At 36.7% G+C, this 21830-nt stretch carries 22 protein-coding genes, 1 pseudogene and 1 riboswitch; of the genes and pseudogenes, 6 read left to right on the top strand and 17 right to left on the bottom strand.

The window, feature by feature from the left end; genetic code table 11:
- Positions 1-8: 8 nt before the first annotated feature.
- Complete coding sequence (locus tag ACQV2G_RS04480; RefSeq protein WP_428876236.1) at positions 9-1079, top strand: ABC transporter ATP-binding protein; 1071 nt, start codon at positions 9-11, stop codon at positions 1077-1079.
- Positions 1072-1962 (top strand): ABC transporter ATP-binding protein, encoded by an 891-nt coding sequence (locus ACQV2G_RS04475; RefSeq protein WP_428875060.1) that lies wholly within the window; start codon positions 1072-1074, stop codon positions 1960-1962. Before ACQV2G_RS04480 ends, ACQV2G_RS04475 begins: the two co-directional genes overlap by 8 nt.
- A gap of 58 nt (positions 1963-2020) precedes the next feature.
- Here ACQV2G_RS04475 and ACQV2G_RS04470 read toward each other — a convergent pair.
- The 5 genes and pseudogenes from ACQV2G_RS04470 to ACQV2G_RS04450 form a co-directional block, all read right to left on the bottom strand.
- Positions 2021-3132: pseudogene (locus ACQV2G_RS04470) on the bottom strand (glycerate kinase family protein).
- A gap of 20 nt (positions 3133-3152) precedes the next feature.
- Positions 3153-4424, bottom strand: a complete 1272-nt coding sequence (locus ACQV2G_RS04465; protein ID WP_428876235.1) for a GntP family permease — start codon at positions 4422-4424, stop codon at positions 3153-3155.
- Between the two features lie 130 nt (positions 4425-4554).
- Positions 4555-5874, bottom strand: a complete 1320-nt coding sequence (locus ACQV2G_RS04460) for a DUF4767 domain-containing protein (RefSeq protein ID WP_428873087.1) — start codon at positions 5872-5874, stop codon at positions 4555-4557.
- A gap of 47 nt (positions 5875-5921) precedes the next feature.
- On the bottom strand, positions 5922-6332 hold the full coding sequence (locus ACQV2G_RS04455; protein ID WP_428873086.1) for an OsmC family protein: 411 nt from the start codon (positions 6330-6332) through the stop codon (positions 5922-5924).
- Positions 6333-6449: 117 nt separating this feature from the next.
- Positions 6450-6716, bottom strand: a complete 267-nt coding sequence (locus tag ACQV2G_RS04450; protein ID WP_428873085.1) for a metal-sensitive transcriptional regulator — start codon at positions 6714-6716, stop codon at positions 6450-6452.
- A 167-nt stretch (positions 6717-6883) separates the two neighbouring features.
- On the opposite strand from ACQV2G_RS04450, the gene ACQV2G_RS04445 reads away from it, so the two are divergent.
- Both ACQV2G_RS04445 and ACQV2G_RS04440 read left to right on the top strand, forming a co-directional pair.
- Positions 6884-7186: a rhodanese-like domain-containing protein gene (locus tag ACQV2G_RS04445; RefSeq protein WP_428875062.1), complete on the top strand. Its 303-nt coding sequence runs from the start codon at positions 6884-6886 to the stop codon at positions 7184-7186.
- Between the two features lie 351 nt (positions 7187-7537).
- Positions 7538-7693 (top strand): transposase, encoded by a 156-nt coding sequence (locus ACQV2G_RS04440; RefSeq protein WP_428876242.1) that lies wholly within the window; start codon positions 7538-7540, stop codon positions 7691-7693.
- A 109-nt stretch (positions 7694-7802) separates the two neighbouring features.
- On the opposite strand, the gene ACQV2G_RS04435 is transcribed toward ACQV2G_RS04440, so the two are convergent.
- Positions 7803-8996, bottom strand: a complete 1194-nt coding sequence (locus ACQV2G_RS04435; RefSeq protein WP_428876234.1) for a cation:proton antiporter — start codon at positions 8994-8996, stop codon at positions 7803-7805.
- Positions 8997-9039: 43 nt separating this feature from the next.
- Positions 9040-9122, bottom strand: a riboswitch (Fluoride riboswitch).
- A 386-nt stretch (positions 9123-9508) separates the two neighbouring features.
- On the opposite strand from ACQV2G_RS04435, the gene ACQV2G_RS04430 reads away from it, so the two are divergent.
- Positions 9509-10162 carry a YitT family protein gene (locus tag ACQV2G_RS04430; protein ID WP_428876233.1) on the top strand — a complete coding sequence of 218 codons (654 nt, stop codon included), beginning with the start codon at positions 9509-9511 and terminating at the stop codon, positions 10160-10162.
- Between the two features lie 12 nt (positions 10163-10174).
- Positions 10175-10879, top strand: a complete 705-nt coding sequence (locus ACQV2G_RS04425) for a YaaA family protein (protein ID WP_428876232.1) — start codon at positions 10175-10177, stop codon at positions 10877-10879.
- A gap of 171 nt (positions 10880-11050) precedes the next feature.
- Here the strand turns inward: ACQV2G_RS04425 and ACQV2G_RS04420 are convergent, their stop codons facing one another.
- From ACQV2G_RS04420 to ACQV2G_RS04370, 11 genes are all read right to left on the bottom strand, one after another.
- The gene (locus ACQV2G_RS04420; protein ID WP_090289833.1) at positions 11051-11272 is read right to left on the bottom strand and encodes a helix-turn-helix transcriptional regulator; all 222 of its coding nucleotides are present in this window, start codon (positions 11270-11272) and stop codon (positions 11051-11053) included.
- Entirely contained in the window at positions 11265-11579 is a 315-nt protein-coding gene (locus tag ACQV2G_RS04415; RefSeq protein WP_428873080.1) for a DUF6442 family protein, read from the bottom strand. Before ACQV2G_RS04415 ends, ACQV2G_RS04420 begins: the two co-directional genes overlap by 8 nt.
- A gap of 301 nt (positions 11580-11880) precedes the next feature.
- Positions 11881-12900 carry an ABC transporter ATP-binding protein gene (locus tag ACQV2G_RS04410; protein ID WP_428875065.1) on the bottom strand — a complete coding sequence of 340 codons (1020 nt, stop codon included), beginning with the start codon at positions 12898-12900 and terminating at the stop codon, positions 11881-11883.
- A complete protein-coding gene (locus ACQV2G_RS04405; RefSeq protein ID WP_428873078.1) occupies positions 12893-13876 on the bottom strand; it encodes an ABC transporter ATP-binding protein in 984 nt (327 codons plus the stop codon). The genes ACQV2G_RS04410 and ACQV2G_RS04405 overlap by 8 nt, the downstream gene beginning before the upstream one ends.
- 11 nt (positions 13877-13887) lie before the next feature.
- Positions 13888-14865 carry a nickel transporter permease gene (gene nikC / locus ACQV2G_RS04400; RefSeq protein ID WP_428875066.1) on the bottom strand — a complete coding sequence of 326 codons (978 nt, stop codon included), beginning with the start codon at positions 14863-14865 and terminating at the stop codon, positions 13888-13890.
- Positions 14866-14877: 12 nt separating this feature from the next.
- A complete protein-coding gene (locus ACQV2G_RS04395) occupies positions 14878-15807 on the bottom strand; it encodes an ABC transporter permease (protein ID WP_428873076.1) in 930 nt (309 codons plus the stop codon).
- Positions 15808-15870: 63 nt separating this feature from the next.
- Positions 15871-17391 (bottom strand): ABC transporter substrate-binding protein, encoded by a 1521-nt coding sequence (locus tag ACQV2G_RS04390; protein ID WP_428873075.1) that lies wholly within the window; start codon positions 17389-17391, stop codon positions 15871-15873.
- Between the two features lie 575 nt (positions 17392-17966).
- Positions 17967-19283, bottom strand: coding sequence for a branched-chain amino acid transport system II carrier protein (brnQ, locus tag ACQV2G_RS04385; protein ID WP_428876231.1), 1317 nt, complete (start codon positions 19281-19283; stop codon positions 17967-17969).
- Positions 19284-19426: 143 nt separating this feature from the next.
- The gene (locus tag ACQV2G_RS04380; protein ID WP_428876230.1) at positions 19427-20332 is read right to left on the bottom strand and encodes a MetQ/NlpA family ABC transporter substrate-binding protein; all 906 of its coding nucleotides are present in this window, start codon (positions 20330-20332) and stop codon (positions 19427-19429) included.
- A gap of 13 nt (positions 20333-20345) precedes the next feature.
- Positions 20346-21035, bottom strand: coding sequence for a methionine ABC transporter permease (locus tag ACQV2G_RS04375; protein WP_428873072.1), 690 nt, complete (start codon positions 21033-21035; stop codon positions 20346-20348).
- A 1-nt stretch (position 21036) separates the two neighbouring features.
- Positions 21037-21768 (bottom strand): methionine ABC transporter ATP-binding protein, encoded by a 732-nt coding sequence (locus ACQV2G_RS04370; protein ID WP_428876229.1) that lies wholly within the window; start codon positions 21766-21768, stop codon positions 21037-21039.
- Positions 21769-21830 lie beyond the last annotated feature (62 nt).

The following is a 21830-nucleotide window of genomic DNA, read 5'->3' as shown; positions in this document are numbered from 1 at the left end:
GTGACTTCATGAATAAGGCTATCATTCAAATTAAAGACTTAAATATTTCCTTCAAAACCTTTGCTGGCCAATTAAAAGCTATTCGTGGAATCAACTTATCCTTGTATGCCGGTGAAACATTAGCAATTGTTGGCGAATCAGGCTCAGGTAAATCAGTAACCACACGTGCATTGATGGGGCTTCTAGCTAAAAATGCGACCATTGAAGCAGGCGAAGTGATATTTGAAAAACGAGACCTTTTAAAATTATCTAAAAAAGAAATGGAAGCTATACGTGGTAGCAAAATTGCCATGATTTTTCAAGATCCAATGACCGCCCTCAATCCTACCCTAACCATCGGAAGACAAATTACTGAAGTTTTAATTCGTAAACGCGGTTTTAATCACTCACAAGCGCGTAAAGAAGCCATTAACCTTTTGGATTTATGTGGAATTGTTCAATCAGAGAAAAGAATTAATCAGTATCCACATCAATTTTCAGGTGGTCAAAGACAGAGGATTGTGATAGCGATTGCTTTAGCGGGAGATCCTGAAGTGCTTATTGCCGATGAGCCCACAACTGCTTTAGATGTAACCATTCAAGCACAAATCATTGAATTACTTAAAAAAATTCAACAAGAAAAGAATATGACCATTATCTTTATCACTCATGATTTGGGTGTGGTTGCCAATGTAGCAGACCGAATTGCCGTTATGTATGCGGGTAAAATCGTTGAAATAGGGACAGTGGATGATATTTACTACCATCCTCAACATCCCTATACCTGGGGACTTTTGACAGCTATGCCAACCATTTCCAAACAAGATCAATTATATGCTATCCCCGGTAGCCCACCTGACCTTTTAAATCCTCCTAAAGGAGATGCTTTCGCCTATCGGTCAGAATATGCTTTGGCTATCGATTTTGAGGAGGAACCGCCCATGTTTGAAGTCAAACCTGGGCATTATGCAGCCACTTGGTTACTCCACCCAATGGCTCCAAAAATGACCCCGCCAACTGCTATCTTAGAAAGATATCAACGTTGTCGAAAAAAGCAGTCACAGACCGATAAGAGTGGAATGGAGGAGCATTATGAATAAGCATGCACCTATTCTACAAGTTAAGCACTTGAAACAATACTACCACCAAGGAACTGATAAGGAAGTCAAAGCGGTAGACGATGTTTCCTTTGAAATCTTTCCTGGAGAAACTTTTGGGTTAGTTGGAGAATCAGGTTCTGGTAAATCAACGATTGGCAAAGCAATTGTTAACCTCTATCAACCGACCAGTGGTGAAATTATCTTTCAAGACAAAGCTTTATCGAGTAGCTACAACAAAAAGGAACGTTTGAAATTCCATAAAGAAATTCAGATGATTTTCCAAGACCCTTATGCTTCTTTAAATCCTCGTATGAAGGTTCGTGATATTATTGCTGAAGGCATTGATATTCATGGACTCGCACAATCAAAAGAGGAAAGAGACGAAAAAGTCAATCGACTCTTAGAAGATGTAGGGCTCAATATTGATCACGCTGGTCGCTATCCTCATGAATTTTCTGGCGGTCAACGTCAACGTATTGGGATAGCACGAGCTTTAGCAGTTGAACCAAAATTCATTGTTGCTGATGAACCGATATCAGCTTTAGATGTTTCCATTCAAGCTCAAGTGGTCAATTTATTACAAGAACTAAAAGAATCAAGAGGACTAACCTATCTCTTTATTGCCCATGATTTATCCATGGTTAAATATGTCAGTGATCGCATTGCCATTATGAACCGTGGTCGGATTTTAGAGTTAGCCGAAGCTGAGGAATTGTATGCAAACCCTTTACATGCCTATACCCAGTCCTTACTCTCAGCAATTCCTTTACCAGATCCTGATTACGAACGTCAACGTCAACGTATTCATTATCAGGTTGATCCAGAAAAGTTGGCTGAAGAGATCCTTAAAGAAGTCAAACCTAATCACTGGCTTGCTCAATAAACTAAACAAAAATCACCATTGAATAAGTTTATTCAATGGTGATTTTACTTTTAACTCTTTAATAGTTGACAAACAGCTTGGCTACTGCTGTTAAATTTTCCTCTGTATGAGTTAGTAGGTCTTGCAAGGAGCTTGGCCCAGGCGTAATACTCAAAATCGCATCAAAGCCTAACTGATATAAGATTTCAATATCATTTCTGACAGAACCACATAATGCGATCACTTTCGACCGGAAAGCTACTTGTTTAGCTAATTGCATGACTCCAAAAGGGGTTTACCGTATTGCGTTTGAAAGTCAATCTGACCCTCTCCTGTAAAACAAATATCGACATCTTGTAAAGCTGTCTTCAAATTGACTGTTTCTATAACAATATCGATGCCTCTTTTATGTTTTGCAGAAGTAAATGCTAATAATCCTGCCCCTAACCCACCAGCAGCCCCAGAACCAGCAATATGAGCCACTTCACGATTCAAGTCACGATAAATAAGGCGTGAGAAATGTTCAAGATTCGCATCAAGCTTTTCAATCATTTCTGGACTTGCCCCTTTTTGCGGACCGACTACAGCCGAAGCTCCTTGCGGACCACACAGCAGATTATTGGCATCACAGGCAACCTTGAAGATAGCATGCTCTAGACCAGGATGAATAGTCTGACAATCAATCCTATCCAAATGCGATAAGCCTTGGTTGCCGAAAGGAATCTCTTGACCTTCTATGTCTAATAAACGATAGCCTAAGGCTTGAGCCATACCGGCTCCCCCGTCATTCGTAGCAGACCCTCCAATCCCTAAAATAAATGAGCGAACTCCTCGATCTAGACATGCCTTAATGACTTGACCTGTTCCATAGGTTGATGTTAATAAAGGATTACGATCTTCTTTTTCAATAAGATGAATGCCTGATGCACTGGCCATTTCAATTACGGCTGTTTTGCCATCTCCTAAAATACCATACCGGGCTTGAATTTTTTCTCCTAAAGGTCCCTGCACTTCGACTGTATAATAAACTCCCTGACTCGCATCAATCAAGGCTTCAGTGGTACCTTCACCTCCATCTGCCATCGGAAGCTGAAGAATTTCTGCTTGAGGAAAGACTTGTTGCACACCTTTTTTTATAGCCTGGCAAGCATGTTTTGCCGAAACCGCTTCTTTAAAAGAATCACAGGCCATCACAATTTTCATTAATTTTACTAACCTCCTAAAACGCCATAGATACTGGTTGAAACAATAGTTAAAACGAAACCTACTAATGATTCATATGGAATTAGTTTTAGACATTCTTTAAAATCAGCTGATACGGATCCTCCTGTCGCGTGGAAGAATGAACCATGAGGTAAATGGTCTAATACTGTCGCCCCTGCGTGTAACATAGCAGCTCCACTGATAGGAGAAACACCTGACGAGAGAATAGTTGGTGAAAAAACAGCTGAGCCAACTGCCGATCCTGAAGTAGTCGAAGCGGTCGCCGCACTCATAAAAATTCCTGCTAAAGGTGCTAAAAGATAGGCAGGTAAACCTAAAGAGTCTAGACTATTAGTAAGGACATCTCCTAAAGTAGAATTGGTAATCACTCCTGCGATTAAACCTGTTCCTAAAAGGATAATAGCCACATTAATCATCTTACTTAAACCATATTGAGTATATTCTTGTAAGTGCTTAACATGTCCCACCATTATCAAGCCAAAAAGACCTCCCAGAGGAAGAGCCAACATAGGATCAATCATTATATTAAACAAGGGGCGTAAAGATAGTAAAACAATCGCTAAAACAGGTCCTGACAAGGCTTTCCATAAATAAGGTAAATTTTCTGCTGTTTGATCGTCTCTTGAAGTTCCTGTTTGTTCAATTTGACTGCCTTTATTAATTAATCGTTTGGCTAGCCAAGCTGTAAACATCACCCCAATCAAGGCTGGAATAAGACCAGCTAACATGACTTGAGTTAAGGAAACACCAAAACCATCGGAAACAGCAATAGAGTTAGGATTTGGTGAAATAATATTACCTGATTTGCCGCCACCAATCATAGCCATCAAAAGTGCAGTCCGTGAATAACCCAATTCTTTACCAATCTCTAAAGCGATAGGCGCAACCGTTATGACAGATATATCAATAAAAACCCCCACAAAAGTTAAAATCATAGTAGCAAGTGCGATCGCTAATAAAGCTCTTTCGCTTCCCAATCCCTTAATAATAGCATGGGCAATGGCAGCTGCCGAACCTGTCTTAATTAAAACACCTGCAAGGATTCCAGCTGCTAGTATCCTTAAGATAGAGGTAATCATGCCTTGCGCACCATTTGTCATGAGACTGATGGTTTCACTTAGATTCGCTCCTCCTAATAATCCTCCGAATAAAGCGCCGATAAATAAAGCATAAAAAACTGGAAACTTTTTAAAGATTAATAAGATAGCCAATAATAGACCTAACAAAGCGCCGATAGCCGTTACTGTTACTACTTCCATTTCCCCACTCCTAATTGATTATTGAATGGCTTCATTATATTGTTTCTTAATATCTTTGCCAATCTTATTAGCCAATCAGTGACTATATAAAAAGACAGCTTCAAAAGAGAAGCTATCTTTTTCTAATGATTTAATAAATGGATTTAAAAAGTTGATAAAGTTCTACATTGGCTGTGTCTTTAAAATGATGAACCGCTAAATTGTCAGGTCCTTCCATGGTAATCAAAACTCTTGGGATTCCTTGATCTTCAACAAATAAATAAAAATGTCGTTCCGCTCTAGGATTATCTTGATCACGAATATCAGTCATTGCCATTAAGACATTGATTTCATCATTAATAAGCTGTTCAGCTTGATAATGAGCCTTTCGTTCCTGACCATCTAAGTGAATTACCATTGACTTTAAAGGAAGGTCCCCACCTAAGAAGTCTATAGGCGTCTCTGGAGTGACAAACTCATATTTTTGACCCATTTTTGCTTGCCAGTCTCTGACTGCTGTCATCAATGCTTGTTTTTGCTTTGATGACCCATTTAATGATTGCTCTTTTGCTTCAGTCGATAATGACTGGACTTGATAATTGGGGTAATAATTATTAATCACTCGACCATATACTTGTGACCAATCGTAAGCTACTAAAGGATGTAGCTCAGGACTAGCCAAGTGACCCTCTGTGATTTTACCAGAAGGAATATGGAAATAATAAGGAGTCGTTCCCCCAATATCTTGTACAAATGCTCCGTTGGTGATGGTATACATTTCATATTGTTCACTCGGATACTCTAACTCTTCAGGAATAGTAAACATCTCGTCACCAAAACCAAAACTATAGGCTTCTGGTGCATAGCTAGAAGCTAGACTGATGCGAATTAATTGGTCGAGATGTTGATCATCAAGTGCTAAATATTTCACAATGTTTTTTGCAAAATCAGTCCCCTCTAATAGAAAATAGCCCGGTAAGTTCTGATTGATACCGGCTTGATAAGATTCCATAATCGCACTGACTATGAAAAGACGTAATTGATTCAAAGCTTTTTGATCTGCTGAACTTAATTCAGCTAACAACATCTTTTCTAGACCAAAAGAATGTGAAAATATTTCTCTTAAATTGCCAATATGATTCGCGTCTTCTTCAACACTTTGATATTCAATAAGATTCTCATAATAATCATTGTAAAGCTTTGGAATGATCCAATGATAGGAGGTATCAAAATTAGCCGGCCCCATTTGCTGTAAACTAGCAATAGTATATTGGGGAGCATCTAATGAATAGGATTGTACCGTTTCTTGCCACAGTTCCATTGCTTGTCGAACTTCTTGAATATCTACTGCTTCTTCGGCAAAGACTAAATTCTCACCTTGAGCAAAGTAACTTTGATGAGGAGAATGAACCATCCCCATACCACTGAAGCCAGTCACCATCATCAGGCCAAGTCGTAAAATTTTCTTCATTGCTAACACCCTTTCCCTTATTTTTTATTCATAACGATTGAACACTTTTAGTTGATAACAACTTGGTAAGTAGCATTAGCTTTCATTAACTTATGCATGGGACAGCGTTCAAGAGCAACTTCTACGATAGAATCAGCTAAATCTGCTTGAACATGGGGCATAGAGATTTGAACTTTAACCACAAATTGATAGCCGGGATTATCTTGGTGTAGTTCGACCAAGACAGATACTTGAGTCTGGTGTTTAATCCCTCGACGAATTTCTTCTGCTTCTATGGTAGCATTTAGACAAGTTGCTATGGCCATTCCCAGAAGTTGCTCCGGATTACTACCTTCTATTTCACTTAATGGACTGGAAACCTTAACTTCAAAACCTGCTGGATCTTCAACAAAGGTTTTGCCTTGAATACCGTCTCGATTAACTACTTTAGTTTGATAAAGCGTTTTTCCTTCCATCATTTGCAAAAAACCTCCTGTACTCTTTCTGATACTATTGTATAAGCTTTTTTTAGAATATGCTATCTATGTCTCACTAAAAACTAAATCTTTCGCTTTCATTACTTGATAGCTCACACTCTATTTTTTTATAATCATCGAAATAGCTTGCTCTAGTCGTTGATTCTGCTTTTCTGAATCTTTATCACCAGTAGTTAAACATTCTTTTAAATTTTCAACCATGATTATGCCCATAATACGATCCACACTCGAACGAATAGCAGTTAGTTGGGTTACTATATCCATACAGTCTCTGTCCTCTTCTAACATCTTTTGGACCCCTCTTAATTGACCTTCTGCTCGTTTTAAACGATTAAGTAGGTTTTTCTTATTATTATCTTTATGCATGATAAACTCCTCTTATGTATTTGTTCTTAAATTTTAAAACTTGACAAATCTTTTGCATTGATGTTTAATATACCCTACCGGGTATATTAAGTATATAATTTATTGGCTTAAACTACCACTTATTTATAAAAAATCACTTTTATATGTCAAACAGAAAGGAAGATACCATGTTCCCAACGATTTCCATTGAAGAACTTTATCAAAAATCTCAGGAAAAATCGCTTAATATTATTGATGTTCGAGGTGAAGCTGAATTCCAAGAAGGACATATCCCTGGATCTAAAAACATCCCCTTGAATCAGCTCCCAAATGAATATACATCTCTTAATCAAGATAAAGAATACTATTTAGTATGCCACTCGGGTGGACGTTCTAAAAGAGCTAGCCAATTCTTATCTAAAATGGATTATCAAGTGACTAATGTTACACCTGGAGCACCTTCTTGGCCTGGTGAACTAACCACCGACTAAGCAGAAATTATTAAATTATAAAAGCCATCAGATCTAATAAGGCACGGACCCCGAATAGTGAGACAAACATAAAAACACCTCCGTTGAATTCGTATGAAATGAATTTAATGGAGGTGTTTGATTAGGGTTAATCACCTAGCTTACTCTGCAGAAACAAAATCGAAATGTATTGAATTGAAACGTCATCAAGCAGCGATGGATGTCCTAAAAAAACACAAAGAGTTGAAGAGGAGTGGGTACCAAAAGTGGTCGTCGAAACGGTTGAAAGTTTAAAAGCGCATGATTCGGTGAGTTTAATCCTCTCCTGCTTAGGGATCCGCTCGATCTACTTATTATCGTTAGAAAGTTCGTATAAATGCTAACCTAGAAAATGAAGGGAAAATTAAAATTGGACAATTATGTAAGAAACAGCCTTTCACCTATGGTTACCGTAAAATCACCCATTTAATCAACTTAGAAACAGAAAAAACTGTTAATCATAAGCGAGTTCAACAAAAATTAAGCTAGGTGTCACCGGTTCAATACCGACAACAAGCAGCCTAACAAAGGTGTTTTTTATTCTGTCCCATTTATGGGGTACAGTGCCACAACAGATCATGATGGCTTTTTGTGCTAATTATTTGACTGAAGTATCCTCATGTTCTAACCAAAGCGGCGCAAAATAATCAATAAAGATAGCGCCTAATGGAGCTGTTATTAAAATAGATACAGTGGCGGCTATTAAAATTAAAGAACCACTAGCAATACCAGCCATTAATGGGAGTCCACCGAGGGAAGCTTGAACCGTAGCTTTTGGTAAATAAGCTCCCATAATAAAATAACGCTCTTTCTTTGCAAATGGTGTCTTTAAAATGGATAAAGCAACCCCCAACATACGGAAAATAAGGCCTATTACAATAATGATTACTATCGGCCAGCCCGCTTCTAAGGCTAAACTCGGATTGACAATCACTCCTAGGAAGACAAAGAGGAAAATTTCAGCAAACTGCCAAATTTTTTGATACGAGGCTGTTAAAGTGACAGCCCTTTGCGGCGCTTTCTTTTGCACAATTAGGAAAATCACTAAAACAGCAAGCACACCTGAATAAGGCAGGATGTCAGTTAATAAGCTCTCTAAACCAAGAACTAAAAAAGAAATAGCTAAAGAGACAATTAAAGCTTGTTGCCCTTCCCACTGATAGCGGTTTAAGAAATAACTTAAGCTATGCCCCACTAAAAACCCCAAAAATATTCCTGTGACTACTGAAATAGGTGCAGATAATACCGTTGATGCTGAAACACCTTGACCTTGAGCTAATTGCATAAAGGCTGCAAATAATACAAAAATTAAAATATCATCTGCTGTCCCGCCTGCTAAAATCATTTGAGGAATGGCCTGTTTAGTTCCTAATCCTCGGTCAATTAACCCCACCATTCTCGGTACTAATACCGCAGGTGATACAGCCGCCAGTACACTAGCTAATAAAAATGAATCAACATAAGATATGTTTAAAAGATAAGGTCCAATCAAACCAATAGCTAAAATTTCACAAATTGCAGGTAAAAAACACATTAAAATAGCTGGTCTTCCTACTTTAATTAAATCCGAAAATTTTAAAGTTAGTCCAGCTCTAATCAAAATAATCATCAAAGCAATTTGACGAATTTCTCCCGCCAAATGTGTTAATTCACCAGATAATAAATTGAAAACATTTGGACCTAAACAAATACCTAATACCAAATAGGCTAACAGTTTTGGTAAGTTAATTTTTTCGAATAGTTTTCCAAACAACCACCCCAATATCAAGACAAGCCCTAAACTCCACAACATTGCTTTTCCTCCTTTAAAATACAAAAACTTCTGTATGCCAAAAAAGCATACAGAAGTCATCAGCTAATTAGCGGTTTATCTACCTTGCTGAAGGTAAATAGGAAGTACTTCATTTCCTTTAAATCTTAGTTTACCCTATTCTATTTTGTTAGGCAAGCTAAACTTTTAAGAAAAGCAATAATTTTAAAAGGGTAATTTTATTTGCCAAATTCCTAGTTCGTGCTATAATTTTTATAGTATCGTTTTACGATGGATACTGGTTCGTTCATTTCGATCAGTAGGGTTTATCTGATGCTTATATCGTCGATAAAGAGCCTAGTTGAAACCTGATGTAGAGTCTGCAAAGGCTAAAAAGATTACTAGAAGCTCAGAGTTTTACCAAAAGAAAAATTAGCAAACAAAAAAAGCATCCATACCATCTTAAGATTGCCGTACGAGGTTAGCCTACGACACAAGCAGTCTTTTTTTGTGTCCTAATGAGACTTCGTGTAATAAAAATTAGGAGTGTAAATATGCTTAAGCGCTTTTTGAGTCGCTTTTTATTAAGTAAAAAAGAAATATTGGTTATTGCATTAGGAGCCTTTATCATGGCTTTTGGCTTGGTGAACATTCATATACCCGCTAAAATTACAGAAGGGGGTGTCATTGGTTTAGTTCTCTTCTGCTATCATTTCTTTGGCTGGGAGCCATCTAAATTAAGTTTTTTAGCAGATATTAGCTGCTACCTTATTGGCTTATCCTTATTAGGTAAAGATTTTATTCGCCGTGCCATTCACGCATCCTTTCTATTTGCTGTTTTCTATCGCCTTTGTCTTTGGGTTGGGCCCGTTTTTCCGAGCCTTTATAACCAACCTCTCTTAGCAGCAATTCTTGGTGGAATTGCAATCGGCGTAGGATGTGGTTTATGTATCAGTCAAGGTTGTGCCGCAGGGGGCGATGATGCTTTGGCAATGGTTATTTCTGAGAGGGCCTACGTATCAATTACAAAAGCCTATTTGTTAACAGATGGCGTGGTTTTATTACTTTCACTGCTATATATTGCTCCACAACACCTGATCTTTTCTTTTATTACCACTTTAGTTTCATCAACAATTATTGGTCAATTCGAACTACATTTTCCTAGCTTTGAATTACCAAAAGCTTCATCCGTTGCTAAAGCCCAATAAAGGAGTGTGCCTATGACTTTAATTATTTTCTCCCCCAGTAAAGAGATGGATACAGTAGCCGGTAATGATTTAATTCCTCAATCAGATCCCGTCCAAGCCATTATTAAAGAGCTTGCCTTAAAAGATACGACTGAGTTAGAAAAACTCTTTAAATGCTCAGCTGAGCTTGCTCAAGATATCTATCATCGTTATCAAGTCATTAATGAAAAAACAGCTCGTCAGGCTTATCAAGTCTATCAAGGTCTAGCCTTTCGGCAAATCGAATGGGATAAAATTGACTTGAACTATGCCATTGACCATCTGAAAATTCTGTCTGCTTTATATGGGCCAATCTCTCCCATTCAACCAATCAATCCCTACCGTTTAGACTTTAATACCTCGCTAAAAATCAAAAATCAAAGCTTAAAAAGCTTGTGGAAACCTCTTTACAATAATGTGTTCGAAGAACAAACCGTCATTAATCTCGCTTCTAATGAGTTTGCTTCTTTACTAGACCCTAAAAAAATGCAACTCATCCAGATTAACTTCTATAAAGATATAGAATTAGGTAAAAAGGCACCTTCAGCCACCAGTAAAAAATTGAGAGGAGCTCTACTCAACTATTTACTACAAACAAAATCTTTAGATTTAAATACCTTTAAAGCATTTAAGGCCTTTGAATATAGCTATGCCAATGGTGATTTCGAAAACAAAGAAATTAACTACTGTCTCAATTAGTAAAATATTCAAAATCTAAAACCCTCTTAAAACAACATGATAAGGTGTTTAAGAGGGTTCTTATTTAAATCAATTTCATTTATCTGCTGGAAACTCTACAGATTTTACCTACATTTTAAACTATATTCTATAAAATCTTAGTTAAGAATAAATTTTGATTAAAATATCGTATTAATTATCTCCAGTAGATAGATAAAAAATTTCTTCAAATTTCTTATCGAGTGCTAAACATAGTAAATAGGCCAATTTTGCAGTTGGGTTATACTGACCTGTTTCTATTGAGGAAATAGTATTTCGAGATACTCCAACCATTTTTGCCAATTCTTCTTGGGTTAGTTTTAATTCTTTTCGTAAACCTTTTAGATTATTCTTTAGTTTTAACTTTTCATCCATAATAAAGATCCTTTAAAAAAAACACTATTGCAACTAATCCCACTGTAAACAATAGGATAAACAAAAATAAATATTTTATTTCTTTCCTTGCAAAGTATTTATATAATTCTCCTACCCCAATTGAAAGACACAGCATGGCAAGAATATCCAAAAAAGGGAGATTCTGCGATTCTTTAATAGCGGAAATAAATGCAGCGATACCAATTAATGCCCTCGAAATCCAAACGCTCGATTTATCATTAACAAAAATCTCTCCCTCATCTTTTTTTTCCTTTTGAGCCAGCTTTAAAAAATCATCTTTTTCCAAGTTTATCTCCCCTTTGCCATGTTTACTTTTCTTAAATTGTATATTTGCAAAGTTAACTTGTCAAGATAAAAATTTATTATCTTCAATAATTACGAAAAAACTATGAATTGATTGGCTCAAACATCTCCTTCGCATAAATCCTCTGACTTAGAAAGCTTTTATGAGAATAAAGCTTTTAACTACGCTTATATGAAAGGTAATTTCCAAAAGAAACAAATCAACTATTGCTTAATGAAATAAAATCATTATAAAAATCCCTTCTAACTACCTAGTACAGAGGTGTTTTAGAAGGGATATTAATTTAAATCAATTTCATCTGTTCTTCAGGAAATTCTACCGACTGTGCAAATTTAATATCATTGTATAAGTGACATGCCACAAAGTGACCCGGTTCAACTTCTCTGAGTTCAACTGGAGTTGTCTTACAAATCTCCATACAGTGTTTACATCTACCAGCAAAACGACAACCCTCTGGAGGGTTCACCGGACTTGGTACATCTCCTTCTAAGAAAATCCGCTCTCGTTTAACTCCAACTTTTGGAATCGGAATAGCTGAAAGTAAAGCTCTCGTATAAGGATGTAATGGATTTTCAAAAATCCGATCATAAGTACCTAATTCCACGATCTGACCAAGATACATAACAGCTATCCGGTCAGAAATATGCCGAACAACTGATAAGTCATGTGAAATAAAGAGATAAGTCAGACCAAATTCCTCTTGCAGTTGATCCATCAAGTTTAAGATTTGAGCCTGAATGGAAACATCCAAGGCAGAAACCGGTTCATCTAAAACAAGAAACTTCGGTTGAAGAATAAGTGCCCTAGCAATACCAATTCTTTGACGCCGTCCGCCATCTAATTCATGTGGGAATGAACCAGCTAACCGTCTAGCTAGACCTACCGTCTCCATCATTTTATACACTTTTTGCTCTAATTCAGCCTGGTTTCTTGTCAATTTATTAACACGTAAGGGCTCAGCTATTAAGTCAAAAGTGGACATCCTTGGATTAAGAGAAGAGTAAGGGTCTTGAAAAACTATTTGCATCTCTTGACGCATCAAGCGCATTTCTTTCAAGCCCTTGTATTCCATAATGTTCTTACCTTCAAGGTAAATCTCACCGGCCGTTGGTTCATGTAAACGAATAATGGCACGTCCTGCCGTAGACTTTCCACAACCAGACTCACCCACTAGACCCAAAGTCTCACCTTTTTTAATATCAAAACTAATATTATCAACCGCTTTTAAATCACCGGCTTTAGTGGGGAAATATTTTTTAAGATTACGCACACTAATCAATGCTTCTTGATTATTGTTAGTCAAGGTTTTCTCCCCCTTCCTGGTTATATAAATGACAAGCTACATAGTGACCAGGTTTTACTTCACGATATTCTGGAAATTTATACTTACAAATTTCCATGCAATGTTTACATCTTGGATGGAAGCGACAGCCTGACGGTAAATCCGAAGGGTCCGGTGTTGAGCCAGAAATGACTTTTAATTTATCCACATCTTCATCGGCACTTGGAATGGAATCAAACAAACCTCGCGTATAAGGATGCAGTGGTTCTTCATATAAACTCTCAACAGAAGCATGTTCCACAATCGTACCGGCATAAATAACCGATACATAGTCGCAAATTTCAGCGACTACACCTAAATCGTGAGTGATTAAAATCATTGATGTATCGTATTTATCTTTTAAATCTTTCATTAATTCTAATACTTGTGCTTGAATGGTTACATCGAGAGCCGTTGTCGGTTCATCGGCAATAATTAATTCCGGATTACATGCAAGAGCCATCGCAATAACCACCCGCTGCTTCATACCACCAGAGAATTGATGTGGATAGTCATTCAATCTTTCTTTACGGATTCCAACTAACTCTAACATTTCTTCTGCTTTTGCAACGGTTTCTTCTTTAGTAAGATCTTGATGGAGTTCGATAACTTCCTTAATTTGATCTCCAACGGTCATTATCGGATTTAATGAAGTCATTGGATCTTGGAAAATCATCGAAATTTTATTGCCTCGGATATTGAACATATCCTTTTCTTTAACATTCATTAAGTCTTGATCTTCAAGTAAGATTTCACCTGAGGTAATCTTACCAGGAGGATCTTGAATTAATTGCATAATAGCTAAAGCCGTTGTTGTTTTTCCTGCACCAGTTTCTCCAACTAACCCCAAGGTCTCTTTCTTACCGATTGACAGATTCAAATTATTAACTGCGTATACAGTTCCTGAATCTGTCTCATATTGTACACTAACATTTCGTAAGTCTAATAATTCCACCATAATCTTTCCCCCTAGCGCTTCAGCTTAGGATCGAGTGCATCACGCAGACCATCCCCTAAGACATTTAATGCAAAAATCGTTGTAACAATAGCCAGTCCTGGGAAGAGGGTCATATGTACAGCATCTCGAATGTAAGAACGACCACCTGATAACATAGCTCCCCACTCTGGTGTTGGTGGCTCTAATCCTAAACCGATAAAACTTAAACCAGCAGCATTAATAATTGCATAGGCAACCCCGAGGGTCGCTTGAACAATAATCGGTGCCATACAGTTTGGAATGATATGTTTTAAGATAATTCTAAAATCACTCGAACCATTTGCTTTAGCTGCTTCCACAAATTCCATATCACGAATAGAAAGCACAGAGGAGCGTACTAAACGCGCATAACCGGGAATAGCTGCAATCCCCACAGCAATCATAAGGTTTGCCAATCCGGGCCCTAAAGCTGCCATAATAGCAATCGCTAATAGAATATCTGGTATCGATTGTAGAATATCAATAAAGCGCATAAGCATATTATCTACTCGACCACCATAATAACCTGTAACTGCTCCAATCGCTACACCAATAATCAGTGAAATCGATACCGAAATAAATCCAACTTTTAGGGAAATTCTTGATCCATAAATAACCCTAGAAAAAATATCACGACCCAAATCATCTGTTCCAAATAGATGTTCTGAACTTGGTGGTGCAAATTGATTTTGTAGGTTTTGTTCAGCAAAACCATAAGGAGCAATCTGATCTGCAAAAATAGCCACTAATACCAAAAGTCCAATAATAAAGAGACCCACCATTGCCAATTTATTACGTTTCATACGAATCCAAATGTCTTGCAGACCACGGAAGCGACCACGCTTATGTTCTTGCTCTTTCAGATAATGGTCCTTTACAACTGAATGCTCTTCTTCCATTCCGCTAACTATCGGATTACGGTCTAATTCAGCTACTTCATCTTTTTCAGAGTTTAATTTAGGATTTTCCATGTTGATACCCCCTTACACATATTTTGTCTTAATTCGTGGGTCAACATAGGTATATAGGATATCCACAATTAAGTTAACAATACTAAAGGTTACCGCCACAAAGAGAACACATCCCAGAACCATCGGCATATCACGCATCTTGATGGAGTCAACCATCAAACGACCAATACCAGGAATTGAGAAGATTACCTCTGTCATTAAGGCTCCCCCCATAAGCTGACCAAACTGAGTACCGACAATTGTAATGATTGGAATCAAGGCGTTTCCAAGCGCATGCTTCCAAACGACAACATTTTGCCGCTGACCCTTGGCTTTTGCTGTTTGAATATAGTCTTGTCGAATAACTTCCAGCATTGAAGATCGAGTCATCCGCGTAATAACCGAAACGGACTGGGATCCCAAGGCAACAGCAGGAAGAACCATCTGAGATGGCATTGAAAATCCTGATGATGGGAACCAGCCTAGTCTAACAGAGAATAACATAATAAGTAAAAGTCCTAACCAGAATACTGGCATTGAAATACCAATTAAAGCAAAAACCATAGCGATATTATCAAAAATAGAATACTGTTTAATCGCACAGATAATTCCAATTGGAATACCTAATAGAACAGCAAAAGAAATGGAAAGAAATGCTAATTTTATTGTAGCACCTGCTCGGTTAAAAATCTCAGCTGCAACTGAAGACTTAGTAATATAGGAAGTTCCTAAATCTAATTTAGTAAATACATTCTTAATGTAACGACCAAATTGTACTAAGAACGGATCTTCTAATCCCATTTCTAGTCTTAAAGCCTTAACTGCTGCCTCAGAAGCAGAAGGTCCTAAAGCATTTCGTGCAGGATCTCCTGGAGTGATATAAAGCAAAGCAAATACAATAAAAGAGACGCCTAAAATGACAGGAATTAAATACAGTAGCCTTTTTAATATATATTTTAGCATGTTTTAACGCACCCTCTTCTTTAGATAGAGGAGATGTTTCCATCTCCTCTAGAATACAATGAACTATTTTTCTCCCTTAGTTACCGGCGCTAATTGATACCATCCAAATGGAGAAAGTTTAATATTTTTAACATCTTTTTGAGCACCCACTGTCAATTCTTTATTGTGCTCTGGAATCCAAGCTGTGATATCCATTAAATGTTCTTGTGCTTGACGGTAAAGGTCTGCACGCTCCTCATCATCTTGAGAGAAACGGGCTTCTTCTAACATCTTATCTAACTCATCATCTTCAAGATAGATGTAGTTACCACCTTCACCTTTAGCTGAAGAGTGGAAGCATGGATATAAGAAAGTATCTGGGTCTGGAGAATCTGCTGTCCATGCAATTTCAAACATATCGTGTTTACCATTCTTAATTAACTCGTTAAATGCTGACCATTCTAATACGTTTATTGAAACATCAATACCTACTTCTGATAATTGTTCCTTCATAGCAGTTGCCATATCAATCCGGTCTTTGTTTTCATTAGTTGAAATAGAAGTTTCAAAGCCATCTGGGAAACCAGCTTCTTCTAGTAATTCTTTCGCTTTTTCAACGTCGCGTGCACGTGGCTCATATTCATCAGAGATAGAATAAGCTAACGTAGGTGACATTACACCTGTAGCTGTTTGACCTAATCCTTTAAATACAGCTTTAACGATCGAATCAATGTCAATTGCATAAGAAATCGCTTCACGAACTTTTGGATCATTAAATGGTTCTTTAGCAATATTAAATCCTAAATAAGTTGTCCCATAGTCAAAAGATTTCAATAATTGTAATTTATCATTGTTTTCAACCTTCTCAAGATCAATTGCTGAGATGTCATAAGCAATATCTACCCCACCAGATTCCAACTCAATCACACGGTTACTTGGTTCAGGGATTACACGGAAAATTAAATTCTTGTATTCAGTTTTTTCCCCATGGTAATCATCAAAACGTTCCATTTCAACAGAATCTGCCTTGGTCCACTTAACAAATTTCACAGCGTTAGTTCCTACAGGATTACGTGCGTAATCATTACCTGCTTCGTTTACTGCTTTTTCATTTACGATATATGCACCTGGGTGGCATAAAGCAGCTAAAATACCAGAAAACGGCTCAGTTTGTTTAAATTCTACTGTATAGTCATCAGTAGCTTTTACAGAGTCAATATCGATTGTTTCGAATAAGTGCTTCACGTTTGGTGCTTCAATCGCACGTTTTAGAGAAAAAACAACGTCAGATGCCTTTAATTCTTCTCCGTTATGGAATTTGATTCCTTGTTTTAATTTAAAAACGTATGTTGTTTCATCAGGTTGATCAAAACTTTCAGCCAAGCTAGGTTCTGCCTTACCCTCATCATTGATTTTAACTAATCCCTCATATATTTGAGTCATAACATGACTGGACTGGTTATCATTGGTGGCAATCGGATCGAGTGAAATTGCATCCCCAGATACAGCAACTGTTAAAGTTTCTCCACTTCCTCCACCAGAACAGCCTACTAATAAAAATACGCCCATTAACAATAACGTAAATAATCCTAATTTTCTTTTCATCATAATTGCTCCTTTATTTATTTGAAAAATCAACTCTCTTAAAAGTGAAATTTTTCACAAAGACCAGATAACAATAACTTACCCATTATCCTCCTTCCATAAATATTCATTCCGTTGCAAGCGGATTCATATTTTCAGTCTACCTTTTACCTGTTTGTTTGTCAACGCTTTCTTTATTGACATACAGCTATCTTTTAAAATTTTTATTTTGCTCTAAAATATAATATGAGTAACTATCAAAAAATTTATTGATTTATTTAGTGAAATTTTTTAGTTAATTTTTGGTTAATATTTTATTTATATTGTGAATAAATAAATATGAACGACCTTCATTTTTTTGTTGAGCATATTATTCATTTAAATAGTTTCTTTTCTTTGATTTTCTTCACAATCTTTATTGGATAAGAACGACTTTATTTCAATGAATTAAGTAATTATAGATTGTGCATTCTCTAGATCAAAAAATTCAATAAAAAAATACTGGATCTAAGTCCAGCATTTTTTTATCACTTTATTGAAATGTTAATTTGAAAATAAATTATTAAAAATTTTATTAGGCAAATGCTTTAATTTCTTTAGACAGTAAAGTCTAAGCTTTGGGAACGGTCGACAAAAATAACACTGACTAAAGTTCCAAGGACGAGAGTTGGAATCCATGCAAAGCCAATTTTTACTAGGGGCATATCTACAAGCCACTTCCACTCGATGACTTTAGCGTTCAATAGAACAGAAAAAAAGCTAACTAATAAGACGAACAGTAGAGGTAATAAAAATTGCATTCTGTTAAGTGGTCGCACTTTATGTAAGATGACAAGAAAAATAAGAGACATAGTGACAGGATAAATTATCTCTAAAACAGGACCACTAGTCGCTATAATTTGATCCAATCCTTGATTGGCCATTAACCATGACACAGCAGTCATTATGATAACATGATTTTGATAGGAAATCTTAGGGTATAGATCATGAAAAAACTGACTAATTGCTGCTACTAGGCCACAAGCGGTGGTTAAACAAGCTAAAAAGACAATAATTCCTAACAAAGCAACACCGGATTGCCCCATAGCATTATTTGCTATAGTCTGTAATAGAAAAGTTCCAAGATTTTGACCTTCAGGCAGAGCCCCTGTTAGACTAATATGATTACCAACCCATGCTAGACCAAAGTAGAAAAGTCCCAATAAGCTTGCTGCAATTAATGAAGCCTTGCTTCCTTCTTTTAATAGTGTTTTTTGATCAAAGACACCTTTTGTTTCAAAAGCACTTTTAACAACAATAGCAAAGGCTAATGTGGCAAGTGTGTCCATAGTAGCATAACCCTTAACAAAACCTTCAGCCAAAGGATTGTTTTGATATGCTATTTTCATCGGAGCAGAAGGTTCATTTGTTCGATAAAGGAAATAGGATCTTACTAGAAAAATGACTAAGGAAATTAACAAAGCTGGCGTCAGCCACTTGCCAATCGCATCAACTATCGAATTCTTATTTAATGAAATCCACAAAACAAGGCCAAAAAAGACGAAGGTAAATAGGGCTAAAGTAATCCCATTAGCGTTAGATATATATGGAAGAGCGGACATCTCATAAGTAGTTGTGGCCGTCCGCGGAATAGCAAACAAGGGCCCTATGATTAAATAGTTACAAGTTAATAAAACAATCGCAAAGACAGAGTTAATTTTACTCAAAGCATTAAAATAACCGCCTTTTAAACTTGAGCCAACAATCATCGACAATAATGGCAACCCGACGCCGGTAATGATGAAACCTAAAATAGCTGGTAATAAACTCTGACCTGCTTCGTGGCCGAGAGCAACTGGAAAGATTAAGTTACCTGCTCCAAAAAACATGGCAAATAACATAAAACCAATAGCTAATAGATCTTTCTTCTTCATACTAATCCCTCCAGAAAATAAAGTAGATTTATTTTATTAAAATTGCATGAGGATTTCAAGAGGAATTTCTAATAAAAATTAAGTAAACGAATTCATTTATACAATCAAAAAAGCTGGCCATTAGCCAGCTTTTACTTTTTCTATTATTCTGCTTCTTCTGAAGAATCATCTTGATCATCAGATGCTTCTTCATTCTGATCGTCTTCATCGTCTTCATTGTCTTCATTGTCTTTAGAATCAAAAGCTGGTTCTAAGTGTCCTTCTTCCGCTAATTTATCGACAAATTCACGTACTTCAGGAGATGAGAAAGCTTTTTGTAATGCCTTAGCTGCTTCACTATCTTTATTTCCTTCACGAACTGAAAGAATAATAGCAAAAGTATTTTCATCATCTTTTTCTAAGAACAAAGCATCTTCAGGTTTTAAATCAATTGAAGCAATATAAGTTGGGTAGTTGAAAACTAATTCAACGCCATCCTCATAAGCACCTGTTAAGTTTAATAAGTCAATACTTGTAAACTCGAAGTTATAAGGATTTTCAGTAATGTCATCTACTGTCGGGAAAAGGCCTGCTTCATCATCTAATTCAATTAAGTCATTTTGTTCAAGGACGAATAATGCACGTGCCTCATTTGTTGGATCTGAAGGAATAGCCACTTCTGCGCCCTCTTCGATATCTTCCATTGACTCATAAACAGGTGAATAGAACCCAACAACAGCGTTATATACTGGTTGAATGGCTACTAAATCTGCTTCACGCTCTTCATTGAACATTTCCATAAATGGAAGGTGTTGTGCAAAACTTCCAAAAGCTTCGTCATTAAACACTGCTTCATTGTATTGAATATTATCAGAAACCTCTACTAATTCAATAGAGTAAGGCTCTTCAATTACATCCGCTGCAATTTCAACGATATCAGTCATCGGTGGCATATGAGAAGCAATCTTTAATACATTATCTTCTTGTGCCGAAACGGATAGTAGACCGCTTAAAGCTAGTGACACTGATGCAAAAGTAACAAAGCTCTTAAATAAATTTTTATTAAACATCTAATTCCTCCTATTATCTCTTATCTAACTTACGCGCAATTTTTAAACCTAACCATTGTAGAATTTGAACAATGATTATGATTAGAATAATCGCAAAATACATGATATCCGTTTCATACCTCTGGTAACCATATCGGATAGCAAAATCTCCTATCCCACCGCCGCCAACTACCCCCATAATGGTCGAATAAGATAGAAAGGATACAAAAGCAGTGGTAAATCCAATAATTAAAGATGACCGTGCTTCAACAAATAGAAATTGAGTGACTAACTCCCAAGTATTCGCTCCAAGGGAATCAGCTAATTCCACCACGCCTTTAGGAATGTCATGCAAAGACTGTTCCACGAAGCGAGCATAAAGGGCAATGGCAATCAACATCATCGGAAAGGATGCTGCAATCGGATCGCCAGTTGCTCGCCCATAAACCATTCGAATAAGGGGTTGCATTGCGACAACAAGTAACAAAAAAGGAAAAGAACGAACAATATTTACAAATAGGTTTAAGCTAGAATTCAAAAAATAATCCTTTCTTGCTTTACCCATTCGCTGACCCGGACTAGTCAAAAATAAAAGAGTACCTAAAGGAAGACCTAACAAAATAGCTGCTGCTGAGGAGAAAAAAAGCATAATACTTGTTTCTTGAAGACTTTCCCATAATTTTGGCCAATATTCAATGACGCGCACTATTATTTCTTCCAACATCTTAGCTTAGGACCTCCTTCACTTTATCATAATAACTTCCTACTAGTTCTTGGTCACGGTCGGTCAAATTATCAACTATATCTAGTAAACCACCTTTTTCCATAATTGCCACTCTGTCGCAAAGTTGCCTTACAAAACCCAATTCATGGGTCACCACTATAATTGTCATGTCGAATTGTTGATGTGCTGCTTTTAATATTTGAACAATTTCATTCGTTCGCATGACATCCAAAGCAGAGGTCGGCTCATCACAAAGCAAAATTTTTGGTTTAGTAATTAACGCTCTTGCAATACCAACTCTTTGTTTTTGCCCCCCCGACAACTGACCAGGATATTGATCTTTTTTATCAGCTAGACCAACAAAATCAAGAACAGAATCAAGAGACAGGGCATTTGAATATTTAAACAATTTAAGGGGTAAGGTGATATTTTCACCAACTGTTTTATTATTCAATAAATTAAAATGCTGAAAAATCATACCTACAGACTTACGATGGAGTCGCAGTTCTTCCTTGCTGAGTTGCAATAGATCTTGTCCATCAATTAATACCTTTCCTTTATCTGGTTTTTCTAAAAGATTAATAAACCTTAAAAGAGTCGATTTTCCAGCACCACTTTCTCCTACCAAACCAAAAATTTCCTTATTTTGGATCGTTAGGGAAACACCATCAACCGCTTTAACTTGTTTATTATTCAAATAGTAATGTTTAGCAACATCAAATAATTCGATCACAACCAATCACCACCTTTCTGCCACAAGTCATAAGAGCATTATAACATAACTTTTTGATATTT

The organism is Facklamia sp. P12955 (assembly GCF_050409565.1).
Taxonomy (GTDB): domain Bacteria; phylum Bacillota; class Bacilli; order Lactobacillales; family Aerococcaceae; genus Facklamia.
The sequence above is the reverse complement of the archived record's forward strand: the minus strand, read 5'-3'. Positions and strand labels throughout refer to the sequence as shown.